Source organism: Gottfriedia sp. NPDC057948, from assembly GCF_042887255.1.
Taxonomy (GTDB): domain Bacteria; phylum Bacillota; class Bacilli; order Bacillales; family Bacillaceae_G; genus Gottfriedia.
Genome location: NZ_JBHVPN010000002.1, coordinates 343,860 through 356,086, shown reverse-complemented (window position 1 = coordinate 356,086; position 12,227 = coordinate 343,860). Strand labels below are relative to the sequence as shown.

The 12,227-nt window shown below is 34.1% G+C and carries 13 protein-coding genes and 2 other annotated features; all 13 genes read right to left on the bottom strand.

The window, feature by feature from the left end; all coding sequences use genetic code 11:
* Positions 1–77 precede the first annotated feature (77 nt).
* Positions 78–452, bottom strand: a complete 375-nt coding sequence (locus ACFVRR_RS05575; RefSeq protein ID WP_387325653.1) for a hypothetical protein — start codon at positions 450–452, stop codon at positions 78–80.
* Complete coding sequence (locus ACFVRR_RS05570; protein ID WP_387325651.1) at positions 442–1,938, bottom strand: FTR1 family iron permease; 1,497 nt, start codon at positions 1,936–1,938, stop codon at positions 442–444. The genes ACFVRR_RS05575 and ACFVRR_RS05570 overlap by 11 nt, the downstream gene beginning before the upstream one ends.
* Positions 1,939–2,159: 221 nt before the next feature.
* Positions 2,160–2,879: a YjjG family noncanonical pyrimidine nucleotidase gene (locus tag ACFVRR_RS05565; protein ID WP_387325649.1), complete on the bottom strand. Its 720-nt coding sequence runs from the start codon at positions 2,877–2,879 to the stop codon at positions 2,160–2,162.
* A 28-nt stretch (positions 2,880–2,907) separates the two neighbouring features.
* On the bottom strand, positions 2,908–3,390 hold the full coding sequence (locus tag ACFVRR_RS05560; protein ID WP_387325647.1) for a DMT family transporter: 483 nt from the start codon (positions 3,388–3,390) through the stop codon (positions 2,908–2,910).
* A gap of 44 nt (positions 3,391–3,434) precedes the next feature.
* On the bottom strand, positions 3,435–4,133 hold the full coding sequence (locus ACFVRR_RS05555; RefSeq protein ID WP_387325643.1) for a Crp/Fnr family transcriptional regulator: 699 nt from the start codon (positions 4,131–4,133) through the stop codon (positions 3,435–3,437).
* Positions 4,134–4,159: 26 nt separating this feature from the next.
* Positions 4,160–4,585: a DMT family transporter gene (locus tag ACFVRR_RS05550; RefSeq protein ID WP_097975091.1), complete on the bottom strand. Its 426-nt coding sequence runs from the start codon at positions 4,583–4,585 to the stop codon at positions 4,160–4,162.
* A 542-nt stretch (positions 4,586–5,127) separates the two neighbouring features.
* A complete protein-coding gene (gene trpA, locus ACFVRR_RS05545) occupies positions 5,128–5,913 on the bottom strand; it encodes a tryptophan synthase subunit alpha (protein WP_387326055.1) in 786 nt (261 codons plus the stop codon).
* Positions 5,914–5,919: 6 nt separating this feature from the next.
* Positions 5,920–7,119 carry a tryptophan synthase subunit beta gene (gene trpB, locus ACFVRR_RS05540; RefSeq protein ID WP_387325641.1) on the bottom strand — a complete coding sequence of 400 codons (1,200 nt, stop codon included), beginning with the start codon at positions 7,117–7,119 and terminating at the stop codon, positions 5,920–5,922.
* Positions 7,120–7,725 (bottom strand): phosphoribosylanthranilate isomerase, encoded by a 606-nt coding sequence (locus ACFVRR_RS05535; RefSeq protein ID WP_387325639.1) that lies wholly within the window; start codon positions 7,723–7,725, stop codon positions 7,120–7,122.
* Positions 7,722–8,510 (bottom strand): indole-3-glycerol phosphate synthase TrpC, encoded by a 789-nt coding sequence (trpC, locus tag ACFVRR_RS05530; RefSeq protein WP_387325635.1) that lies wholly within the window; start codon positions 8,508–8,510, stop codon positions 7,722–7,724. The genes ACFVRR_RS05535 and trpC overlap by 4 nt, the downstream gene beginning before the upstream one ends.
* On the bottom strand, positions 8,511–9,539 hold the full coding sequence (trpD, locus tag ACFVRR_RS05525) for an anthranilate phosphoribosyltransferase (RefSeq protein WP_387325632.1): 1,029 nt from the start codon (positions 9,537–9,539) through the stop codon (positions 8,511–8,513). It lies immediately after the preceding gene.
* Positions 9,511–10,122 (bottom strand): anthranilate synthase component II, encoded by a 612-nt coding sequence (locus ACFVRR_RS05520; RefSeq protein WP_387325630.1) that lies wholly within the window; start codon positions 10,120–10,122, stop codon positions 9,511–9,513. The genes trpD and ACFVRR_RS05520 overlap by 29 nt, the downstream gene beginning before the upstream one ends.
* A complete protein-coding gene (gene trpE, locus ACFVRR_RS05515; protein WP_387326053.1) occupies positions 10,106–11,476 on the bottom strand; it encodes an anthranilate synthase component I in 1,371 nt (456 codons plus the stop codon). The genes ACFVRR_RS05520 and trpE overlap by 17 nt, the downstream gene beginning before the upstream one ends.
* Positions 11,477–11,587: 111 nt before the next feature.
* Positions 11,588–11,851: a binding site (T-box leader), on the bottom strand.
* Between the two features lie 43 nt (positions 11,852–11,894).
* Positions 11,895–12,145 (bottom strand) — a binding site (T-box leader).
* Between the last annotated feature and the right edge of the window lie 82 nt (positions 12,146–12,227).

Sequence of the window (12,227 nt, the reverse complement as noted above, 5' to 3'; positions counted from 1 at the left end):
TTCGTGAATAAAATCAAGAAAAAACCTACAAAGATATTTCTATGTAGGCTTTTTTAGAAAAAGATGATTATTGTTTATTATTTTAAATCTTTAACTTCTTTTAATACACTTTCTAATTCGTCACCAGCTTGGTTAAGTGTATCTGCATTCAATGGGGATACTTTTACTCCTGCTTCAATAATATGAAGTGGCGTTTCAACTTTTTCATAAAGATCTTTGTCTTTACCTTTTACCGAGTCTTCGAATTTTTCCCATGATTTTTCAAGCGCTTCTCCGCTATCTTTTGCCTTTGCTTCATCATTATTTGAAATTTGTGTTTTTAATTCTGAAATCGTTTTGATCATATCATCAGAACCAGTTTTAATTGCATTGTCTGTTTTCGTTCCACATGCAGATAAAGTTAAAGATAGTCCTAAAGCCATTGCTGCGACTAGTTTTTTATTAGATAACATTTTTCGTTCCCCCTGAATTTTTACTACTTTTATTATTATTTTTATTTGAGAATCTATTATAAATAACAGTAATACAAGCTATTAGCAACAAAATCATCTGGGGTACAAAGCTCTCCCAAGTTGAATAAATCGCAAAGAAATCAATTGTAGGAATAGGTGCCTGAGTCGCTGGAAGTAATCCAGATAGTTGTAAACCATGAATTCCCATGCCGGCAAATTTAAAGCATAAATAGAACATTAATATACTTGAAATAAGGAAAAACGGTCTCATTGGGATTTTCAGACCAACCTTTAAGATTAAGAAGCTTAGTATTGCTAAAATTGCAAATCCTAACCCAATTCCTATTAATAATGACGATAGTTTAATTGATGACGCCATTCCAATAAAGAATAATACCGTTTCAGTTCCCTCACGGAAAACTGCTAAAAACGCAAGAATGGATAAAGATAATAAACTACCTGTATTTAATGCTTTATCACTTTTAGTTTTAATATATTGTTGCCATTGCTTCGTATTAGATTTGCTATGTAACCAATAACTCATATATAAGAGCATGACAGCAGCAAATACCCCAGTCCAGCCTGCGATTAAGAAGTTGTTACTTCCAAAAGCACCTGCTGAGAATAAAACATTTACAATGACACCTAGAATGATACTGACAGTTAATCCCGTGCCAACACCAAACCAGATCCACTTACTTTTCTTTTCTTGTCCAGACTTTTTAATAAAACCTAGTAATGCTACAACTACTAGTAATGCTTCTAATCCTTCTCTCAGTAAGATAGTAATAGCATCGATCATTGTATAACTAGTTTTAGACGCTAATGGTAATAGATAATCACGCATATCTGTAATTGTTTTTGTAGCCGCTTTCACATCAGGCGTTTTAGCAGTTAGCATTGCATAAGAAGTTACCATGTCTCTTTCAGCGTCTGTGTACACTGTTTGAGATTGTGTTAATACAACACCTTCAATATTGATCCAAGATTTTCTAAATTGATCAATCTCTGAAGTTGCTCCTGATACATTGTTATCTTTTAAATCTGCTAAAGCTTTGTTTAATATTTCGATTAAATCTTCTACACTACCTGTACTTTTTGAATCTAATTTTGAACTAGCGAACTGATGAGAAATAAACTTTTCATTTACCGCTTCTAATTCTTTAAGTGCAGTTACTAGTGCATTTTGATTCACTGTTTTTTGTGCTAGGTTATACTGAACCATTCCCATAGCTTCCTCGATTTTGCCATACGCATCAATCGATTTGTTTTTTATTCCATCCTCTTTATCAAGCCACTCGTTGTTGAATTTTTTATATTCCTGCTCAGCAGATTTAAAATCTCCTTTTTGTGCAGATTGGATTGCACTTTCTACAAAAGAATTTGCATGTGTTAAATCCTCTTCAGGGCTTGCAGCAAAGGTTTTAAACGGTAAAACTAAAAATAGTAAAGCTGTTAAAGTTACTTTAATAAGAGCCTGCTTCATCGTTGATTTTCCCCTTAAATATAAATGATAATCATTATCACCTCTTGATAATAAGGTTATTTCAAGTAATAGTCAATTATATTTTTATTAATTATTTCTAATGTGTATATCAACAACGAGCAAAATAAAAAAGCAAAAAGTATATAAACCTTTTTGCTTCAACGTGTTTTCAAAGTAATCAACTATTCAGACAGAGTGAAAACTTTGCTTTTTAAGAGGTCTTAGTTAGATGAAGTAACCAAAACCTTCTGTTCAATATTTAAAATCTTATAAAGTTCATCTAGTTTTTGTATTTCATAGGTTGGAACTACATCTGAGTCATTTGAAAGCATTTTTGGATTGACCCAGCAAGTATCAATTCCTGACCCTGCCCCACCAATTATATCCGCGCTAAATGAATCTCCGATAATCAATGTCTGATCTAACTCAATATTTGGAATTCGATCAAATACATATTGAAAGTATTCTTTCATCGGTTTTTGATAACCAGTATCCTCAGAAACGAAAATGTCTTTAAAGAAAGGATAAATACCCGCCGCATTCAAACGTTTATATTGTGTCTTTGAAACTCCGTTTGTAACAATATATAATTCGAACTCGTGCTGAAGACTTGTAAGTAATTCAAATGCACCTTCAACTAATTGATTTCCCTCTCCTAAATAACTTTGGTAAGACTGTTCCAGCAGAAAACCGTCAACTTCAATACCAAACTCTTTAAATAAGGTTGAAAAACGTGTATTCACCACATCATCACGACTTATTTTACCTTCTTCAAATGACTTCCAAAGTCCATGGTTTATTACTTTGTACCTTGACTTAACTTCATCCGTTAATGGTAATTTTTGATCTTTAAATAGAGATTGTAATGCTACTTTTTCTGCTGCACCAAAATCTAATAATGTATCATCTACATCTAATAATAATGTTTTGTATGTTTTCATAACATTTCCCCATCTCTATTTATTTAATTCATATTTTACTAGATTGATTTTTAACTAGCTTAATCCGTTTAAACCTAATTCCATTTAATTTAAAAATTAATATACCACTGATAATAAGCAAAACACCAATTAGATGCTTAGGAGAAAACGGAACTTTCTCAAGACCTAGCCATCCCATAGAATCAAATAACATTGCAAACAATAATTGAGATGTGAGAACAATTGATATCGCATAAGTTGGTCCAAGAATTTTAGTACTATTCGTTAAGCAGAAAACAACACCTACACCGACTATTCCGCTAATCCAATACCAATTTTTCATATTATGCAAAACAAATAATTCCTTACCTTCAAATAAAAGCCCCATTAAGAAAGAAGCTAAAAAGCCCATTCCTAATACAAATGTAGTTGTTACCCATATTCCCGCCCGTTCATTAACTTTACTATTGAATATATTTTGTAAACCAATTAGTGATCCTGCTATTAAAGATAATATTAATCCATAAATCATAAATTGCACCTCCAAAAATAAAATACTTTATTAGTCCTAAGAATTTATTCATAAATATTATTACCAGCAAGAACACTCAAGCCAGCTCGATTCTTAATAAGGATTCCCCCATTTTTCCGCTCCACTAGGTCATCCTTACAGAACTGTTGAATAACTCGATTAACATGTCGATAACTCGTTCCGATTAGATTTGCTGCGTCTTTAAGATTGATCGGATTTGAATTTTCGTTTTGTAAAGAATTCGCTTCATGGTATGAAACCGATAATAGATAACTCGCTAGCCGAACTTCGACTGGATACATTAAATTAAAACTCATCGCATTCGACTTAATAAGAAACTTTTCCGTTATGATGTCTAATAAAAACTGAAGAAATGGTGCATAGTCTTTAGCAAATTTTTTTAGCCATCGATAATCTATAGCAATCATTTCAACTGCAGAAACTGCCTCAACCGTATTTATATAATTTAAACCTCTTACATATTCAATGTCGCCAATTAATTCAAGCGGCTTTTTAAATGAAAGAATTAATGTTTTACCCTCTTCTGTAGTTGTATAAACTTTGACTTTCCCTTTTACTAAAACAAACAAAGTTTGTGGTAAGTCTCCTTGGGAACAAATAAGCTCTCCTTGCATGAATCGATGAAGAGTCATATGAGCTTTTACATCCTCATTAAAGACTTCTTTAATATGAAGTTCAGCTAAAAATTGATTAATTTGTTCAATATCACTAGTGACTTTCAAGTTAACTTCACCTCCAACAATTACTTTTAAGATCCTAACACAATCACACCGATCATCATCATACCAATTCCAATAAATTGTGAAGGACTAATAGTAAGCTTTTTGACGCCGAACCAACCTCTACTATCAATGATAAATGTTAAACTTAGCTGTGCGATTAAAAGAACAGAAATTGAAAATGTCACACCGATAATATGAATTGATGTCACATTACAAAATATAACAAATGCTCCAAGTGCACCACTTAATAAATAAATTGGATTCACTTTCTTAACTTCAGCTAATTTTTTATCTTTTATTAATAGTAGTATGAATAAAGCTACAATAAAACCTGTGAACTGCGTAATTGTAGCTGCTTGCCAAGTACCAATATCACTGCTAATTTGAGAATTTGCAACTCCCTGTAGTGTAATGAATGCTCCGCCGATAATTGCTAATAAAATTCCTTTCATATAGATCTCTCCTGACATTGTGATTTCTTCATTATTAAACGATATTGGATGGTTGTTTGGGAAGGACATATGTCCTAGAGAGAAATATGAGTGTATTCTGCAATTGTGGAAAACTTTTTAAATCAGTTAAATTTCTGTGGATAGTTTGTAGTTATATTTTTGGGAGTGTGAGAATTCTGTGGATACTCTGCTATTATGTGGAAAATCTCAAATGAAAATGTGGATATTGTAACGATTAGTGGATAAATTGATGATGCATTTTTTAAAGGCAAGTCTAGTTTTGTGGATACTTTGTAGTAAAATAGTTGAAGTCCGGATACTATATGATGAAATGCACTCTGATCTAGTGAAAAAAATGCAAATAAAATATATTGATTCGCAATTAAATTCCCAGCTGCAATTATTTGAGGAACTGCAAATACTTCGATAACCGCAATTACCTAGATCCAGCCAATTTTTTAGAGCTAAGCATGGTTAGGCTCGAAAGAATACCTCAAAAAATAAAAAAATCAGGCCACTTAAATAGCCTGATTCACTTAACATTAAATTACTTCCTCGCTTACTAAACTTGATTCCATTAAAAGTTTAATTTCATTGATCTTATTTTGATTAAATAAATCAACAATTTTACTTCCAACAATGACTCCATCACAATCTTGGCTTAATTCCTTTACTTGTTCTGGGGTAGATACACCGAATCCAGCTATTACAGGTTTATTACTAATTTCTTTAACACCTTTTAAAAAGGATGATAGGCTGTCGTCTAGTTCATTTCGAACACCAGTAATCCCTTTTACTGTTACTGTGTATAAGAAACCTCTTCCTTTTTCAGCAATTTTAATGATTCGATCTTTTGGTGTAGCCATTGTGACTAAACGAATTAGTTCTACTCCAAATTCTTCAAGTTGATGGATGATAATTTCTTCTTCTTCGATTGGTAGGTCAGGAATAATACAGCCGTCTACTCCTGCTTGCTGAAGGTCAGATACGAATCTGTCAATTCCATAAGCTAAAATGGGATTCATATATGTCATAACGATTAAAGGTACAGAAATTAATTTACGAACTTCTTTTATTTTTTCAATTACAGCTTTTAATGTTGTACCAGCCTGTAATGCTCGAATTCCCGCTTGTTGAATTACTGGTCCATCTGCTACTGGGTCTGAGAATGGAATACCTATTTCGATTGCTGATGCGCCAAATTTTTCAAGTAAAGCAAGTCTTCCTCCTAGTACTTCAAGACCACCATCTCCTGCCATTACATAAGGAATAAATAGCTTTTCACCTTTTTTTAGTCGTTCTGAAAATTGGAATTCAATTCGATTCAACATCATTTATTTGCCCTCCTTTAATCGCTCACGAACGGTATGAACATCTTTATCGCCTCTACCAGATAAACAGATGACTAAATTTTCATCCTTCTTCATCGTTGCCGCTAGCTTTATTGCGTAGGCAACTGCATGTGCACTTTCTAATGCTGGGATAATTCCTTCTAATCTTGCTAGTAATTGGAATGCTTCAAGTGCTTCTTCATCTGTGATTGATTCGTATTTTACTCGTTCAATATCCTTCAAATAACAATGCTCAGGACCTACTCCTGGGTAGTCAAGTCCCGCAGAAATTGAATGAGCTTCTTGTATTTGACCATCTTCATCTTGAAGTAAATACATTAATGCACCGTGTAATACGCCTGGTACACCTTTTGTTAAAGATGCTGCTTGCTTATCTGTATTGATTCCATGCCCTGCCGCTTCTACTCCATATAACTTTACACTTTCATCCGTAATAAACGGATGGAACATACCAATTGCATTACTTCCTCCGCCGATACATGCTACTACTGCATCAGGAAGTTTACCTTCCTTCGCTAAAAATTGTTGTCTTGTTTCTTTTCCAATTACACTTTGGAAATCTCTTACCATCATAGGAAAAGGATGTGGCCCCATTACTGATCCTAATAAATAATGAGTGTCATCTACATTTGCAACCCAGTAACGAAGGGCTTCATTTACTGCATCCTTTAATGTCGCACTTCCTGATTCAACACTAATCACTTTTGCGCCTAGTAATTCCATTCGGAAAACATTCAGTTCTTGTCTTCGAACATCCTCAGCACCCATAAAAATAACACATTCTAAATTTAATAGAGCGCAAACTGTTGCAGTTGCTACACCATGTTGTCCTGCTCCTGTTTCGGCAACGATTTTTCGTTTACCCATTCGAATCGCAAGTAATGCCTGACCTATCGCGTTGTTAATTTTGTGAGCACCAGTATGATTTAAATCCTCACGTTTTAAATAAATATTAGCTCCGTTAGCATGCTTAGTTAAATTTTCTGCAAAATATAGAGGTGTTTGGCGACCTACATAATCCTTTAACAAACTCTCAATTTCCTCATTAAATGCCGGATCATCTTTAATAGTTAAATAAGCTTCTTCTAATTCAGTTATAGCTTGAACAAGCGTTTCAGGTATATATTTCCCTCCATACATACCGAAATGACCTTTTATATCTGGAAGTGTGTACGTAGACATTTAAATTCCTCCTAATTTAACTTTTTTTATAAAACTTTTTATTTTTTCTTCATCTTTTTTCCCGTTCGTTTCGACTCCACTACTTACATCGACCATTATTGGTTTTACGACGCTAGTTGCAGGTATTACATTCTCAATCGTCAATCCACCAGCTAAAATCAAGTTATCTATTTTCTTTGATTTAACAAGATCCCAGTTAAAAGTTGTTCCATTTCCGCCACGATATTTTCCACTCGGGCTATCTACTAAAATATAATCACAATCATATTCTGCGATTTTTTCAACGTCCTTTTCCGACTCAACTCGTAATGCTTTGATTACTGGAAAGGATAATGAACGACAAAATTCTGGCGTTTCATCTCCATGTAGCTGAAGATGCGTTAAACCAACTTCCTCGCAAATGGATTCCAATGTCTCCTTTGTTTCATTTACAAAAACGCCAATCTTCAACACCGAATCTGGCAGTGATTCGATGATCTTTTTTGCTTCAGAAATTTCAATTTGACGTTTACTTTCTGCAAATACAAATCCAATGGCATCAGCTCCAGCATTTATTGCACATTTAGCTGTTTTTAAATCGGTAATGCCACAAATTTTCACTTTCACTGCTTAGCCTCCTTTAGTATAGGAACCATCAACTCGCTCATGTTTGATGATAATTCATTACTCCTCATTAATGCCTCTCCGACTAAAATTCCATTTGCCCCAACATCTCTTACACGTTTTGCATCATACTGATTGAAAATTCCACTTTCACTAATAATGAACCCTCCATCTGCTTGAATCAGTGGTGCTAGTCTTTCAGTTACACCTAGATCCACTTCAAATGTTTTTAAGTTTCGGTTATTAATGCCGTATAGATCAGGCCTAATTTTTAGTGCTTTTTCTAAATCTTCCTCATCATGTACTTCCATCAACACTTCAAGATTTTGCTGTTTAGCATATTGATATAAATGATTTAGTTCTGTAAAAGGTAATGCAGCAGCAATTAGTAAAATAATGTTTGCTCCATGCTCTTTGGCGATATCTATTTGAACTGGATCGATAATAAAATCCTTACATAATATCGGAATATTAACGGAATCACGCACAATTTTCAGATCTTTAAAGGAACCTTTAAAGAAAGTTGTATCAGTTAAAACAGAGATTGCGGCTGCTCCATTTTCTTCATATTTCTTTGCTTGTTCGGCGGGATTAAGATTTGTATTAATATCACCTTTTGATGGTGATGCTCGTTTAAACTCCGCAATGATCGATAATTGGTCTGCAGCTTTTAACTTTTCGATTAATGATAACTTCTTTGTTTCACTTGTTAATTTTCGACTAATCGCTCTTAAACTTTTAATTTCGATTTGTTTTTGAGAAATGATTCGATCTAAAATGGTTTCCATTTAAATAACCTCTCTTTTTAGTTTGCTAGTTTTTTCGACTAGTTTTTGTAATTTCTCATAAGCTGCACCAGAATCGATGCTCTCTTCAGCCTTCCTAATACCATCCGTAATTTGGTTGACAATTCCTGAAGTATAAATTGCTAAACCAGCATTTAATAAAACCGTATCTCTAAAAGCTCCTTTTTCTCCTTTTAATACTCGAAGAAGAATATCTGCATTTCTCTTTGAATCTCCACCTTTGATTTCTGTATTTGGGTAAGAAGTTAATCCAACTTCCTCCGGATGAAGTGTCATCTTTTTCAGCTCATTATTTTCTAGTAGGACGATATGATTTTCACCAGCTAATGATGCTTCATCTAAATGCCCTGCACCGTTTAATACAATCGCTCGTTTACGTCCTAATTTATTTAGCACTTCTGCAAAAACTTCTAAATAATCTCTTCTGTAAATTCCTAATAGTTGGGTCTCTAATTCAACTGGATTTGTTAAAGGTCCAATTAAATTAAAAATGGTCGGAATTTGTAGCTCACGTCTAACCTTCATAACTTTTTTCAATCTTGGATGAACATATGGAGCAAATAAAAATGTAATGCCTATTTCATCTAAAAGCTCTTCGGAAGCTTGTGTTGGAATCGATAGCTCCACACCTAATTGTTCTAATACATCTGCGCTACCTGTTTTGCTAGACATACTACGATTTCCATGTTTTGCAATTGGAACCCCACTTCCCGCAATAACAAAAGCTGATGTTGTACTCACATTAAAGCTCGATGAATTATCTCCACCAGTCCCACAATTATCAATGACATTATGAAACTTCCTAGTAAATCCTACCGTATGATTTCGAATTGCGTTTACTAGTCCTGCTATTTCATTTACTGTTTCACCTTTTGTTTTTAAAGCAACTAGAAATGCTGCGATTTCACTATCTGATATTTGATCATCTTGTAAAATCCTACCGACAGCTACTTGCATTTCTTCTACTGTAAACGACTCTCGATTAGCTAAGCGTTGAAGGTACTCTTTCATCTTTTAATTCCTCCTTTATTTCATTTAAAAAGTTTAATAAAAGTTGTTTTCCGTATTCTGTTCCAATAGATTCCGGATGAAATTGCATACCGTAGATTGGATATTTTCGGTGTTTAATGGCCATGATTTCTTGATCGTCCATAGCGAATGCTAAAGTTTCAAATAATGGCGGTATTGTTTCCTTTTCAATTACGAGTGAATGGTATCGCATAACTTCTAGCGGCTGGGACATGTAGGCAAATAAATTACTGCCATCATGCCTAATTTTCGATGTTTTTCCATGTTTGATTTGTCTAGCTTTAATAATTTTTGCGCCGAATGCATAACCGATTGCTTGGTGCCCTAAGCAAATGCCTAGTATTGGGACAGTCTTATGAAAAGTTTGAATGAGTTCATTCGTTTCCTGTTTCTCTTCGGGTTTACCTGGTCCCGGAGAAAGAATAATTGCTTTTGGATTCATTTCTTTTATTTCATCTATCGAAATTTTGTCATATCTAGCGATTTTCATTTCTTCGCCAAGTTCTCCCAAAAATTGATAAAGATTGTAAGTAAAAGAATCATAGTGATCAATTATTAGAATCATGATTTTCCTCCAAAAAAGCTTTTAGTTTATTAATGGTTTCTTCATATTCGTGTTCAGGTTTGCTGTCATAAACAATACCTGCTCCTGCTTGAATATAGGCCATTTGATTTTTTAAAATCATCGTTCGAATAGCTAATGCAAAATCAAGGTTTCCATTAACTGATACATAACCGACTGCACCGGAATATACCCCTCGCTTTGAACTCTCTAATTCATTAATGATTTCCATTGCTCTAATCTTAGGTGCACCAGATACGGTTCCAGCTGGTAAGCAAGCAATAAGTGCATCAAGTGAAGTATTTGGTTTTTTTAATTGCCCACTAACTTCGGAAACGATATGCATTACATATTTGTATCTTTCAACGGTCATATATTTTTCTAATTTGATTGTTCCAAACTCGCAAACTTTGCCTAGATCATTTCTTCCTAAATCAACAAGCATTTTATGTTCGGCAAGTTCCTTTTCATCCTGTAATAAATCTCTTTCGATCATTAAGTCTTGTTCATCCGTTTTCCCTCTTCGTTTCGTACCGGCAATCGGATTCGTAATGACCTGATTATCTTTAACTTTTATTAAACTTTCAGGGGAAGTACCAGCAACAACGCTATCACCAAAATCGATATAATACATATAGGGTGACGGATTTTGGATCCGTAATTTTCGATAGTAATCAAATGGATTCCCTTCAAATTTTGCTCCCATTCGATGTGATAGAACGACTTGAAAAATATCTCCTTTTTGAATAAATGACTTTGCCTTTTCTACTTTGGACATATAGTCAGCTTTACTAACTTCAGACTCGAAAGTAGAAAATACAACAGGTTTTACTTCCTCCTCTTGATTTGAATTAGATAGAATTACTTGCTTATACTTCTGAATTTCGCTCTTCAAATCTTCTAATGTTGTTTCATCGGAAAGCTTTGTTCCAACCAAATGAATTTTCTGTTCCAAATGATCAAATACAATAATGACTTCAAAAAACATTAAATGAAGATCTGGCATTCCGATAACATCTTCTAGCTCATCACCGATTTCTTCAAACTGGCGAATCATATCATATCCTACATACCCAATTCCCCCACCAATGAAAGGGATATCCAATACCTCCAAATAATCCTGCTTTGGTATTAACTCTTTCAGTTTTAAAAGAGGATTTCCAACAAACTCTTCTTTTTTGCCATTTTTATAGATGATTTGACCACTTTGATTTGTCCCAATCAATTCAAAAGCAGGTTTTGAACCAACAAATGAATAACGGCCAGAATCGTTATGCTTAAATGAGCTTTCAAATAAAAACTTTTTGCTAGCGTTCAATTTCTTAAATAATGAAATCGGTGTAAACAAATCCCCCATTATCGTTTCAATGACTATTTCTGCTTTGTTTTGTACTGACAATTTGTTCGACCTCCAAAAATTTAATGATGAATATAAAAAAAGTCCCCTATACGCACAAAGATTGTGCATATAGAGGACGATTAGTTGCTACCGCGGTACCACCTCAGATTGGATCAGATTGATCTGAATCCCACTTTTCGGATACGGGAATAAGTTACTAAAATAATTCCGATACCCTATCCTTTTAACGGTGGAAATCCGTGCATCCCTACTTTAATGTTCAAGATGCCTCTCGTAAGCCCATTCGATAAAGGTTCCTGTATTAGACTCCCACCATTGTCTAACTCTCTGTGACATTCACCAATATTTACTCTTCTTACTCAGCGATTTAATATTATTTAGTTTTAAAGAAATACAAAAAGGGCCCCCCGTCTTAAAAAAGGACGAGAGACCCGTGGTGCCACCTTCATTAGCTGATTAACAGCTCGCTTTGTCGGTATCCAATCATCTTTCAATTGAATACCCGTCTTTTGTAACGAGAAGACTACTCGCCAAAGCCTACTACTTATTTAAGGTTCGGTTTGAATGCTCGGAAGTCCATTCGCGATTACTTTCACACTGATTCGCACCAACCATCAGCTCTCTTTAGTTTCCGTAATCGTTACTACTCTTCGTCAACGCAAAGTAATTATAGATTTTTATTTAAATTAATTGTCCTTATATTATTATGCAAAAAATAAAAAGTCAACAAGTTTATTTCTACAAAATT

Excerpts from the sequence above, each read along its gene's own strand:
- ACFVRR_RS05575 (WP_387325653.1), bottom strand. The coding sequence starts at position 452 with ATGTTATCTAATAAAAAACTAGTCGCAGCAATGGCTTTAGGACTATCT.
- ACFVRR_RS05570 (WP_387325651.1), bottom strand. The coding sequence starts at position 1,938 with ATGAAGCAGGCTCTTATTAAAGTAACTTTAACAGCTTTACTATTTTTA.
- ACFVRR_RS05565 (WP_387325649.1), bottom strand. The coding sequence starts at position 2,879 with ATGAAAACATACAAAACATTATTATTAGATGTAGATGATACATTATTA.
- ACFVRR_RS05560 (WP_387325647.1), bottom strand. The coding sequence starts at position 3,390 with ATGATTTATGGATTAATATTATCTTTAATAGCAGGATCACTAATTGGT.
- ACFVRR_RS05550 (WP_097975091.1), bottom strand. The coding sequence starts at position 4,585 with ATGAAAGGAATTTTATTAGCAATTATCGGCGGAGCATTCATTACACTA.
- trpB (WP_387325641.1), bottom strand. The coding sequence starts at position 7,119 with ATGTCTACGTACACACTTCCAGATATAAAAGGTCATTTCGGTATGTAT.
- trpC (WP_387325635.1), bottom strand. The coding sequence starts at position 8,510 with ATGGAAACCATTTTAGATCGAATCATTTCTCAAAAACAAATCGAAATT.
- trpD (WP_387325632.1), bottom strand. The coding sequence starts at position 9,539 with ATGAAAGAGTACCTTCAACGCTTAGCTAATCGAGAGTCGTTTACAGTA.
- ACFVRR_RS05520 (WP_387325630.1), bottom strand. The coding sequence starts at position 10,122 with ATGATTCTAATAATTGATCACTATGATTCTTTTACTTACAATCTTTAT.
- trpE (WP_387326053.1), bottom strand. The coding sequence starts at position 11,476 with ATGGGGGATTTGTTTACACCGATTTCATTATTTAAGAAATTGAACGCT.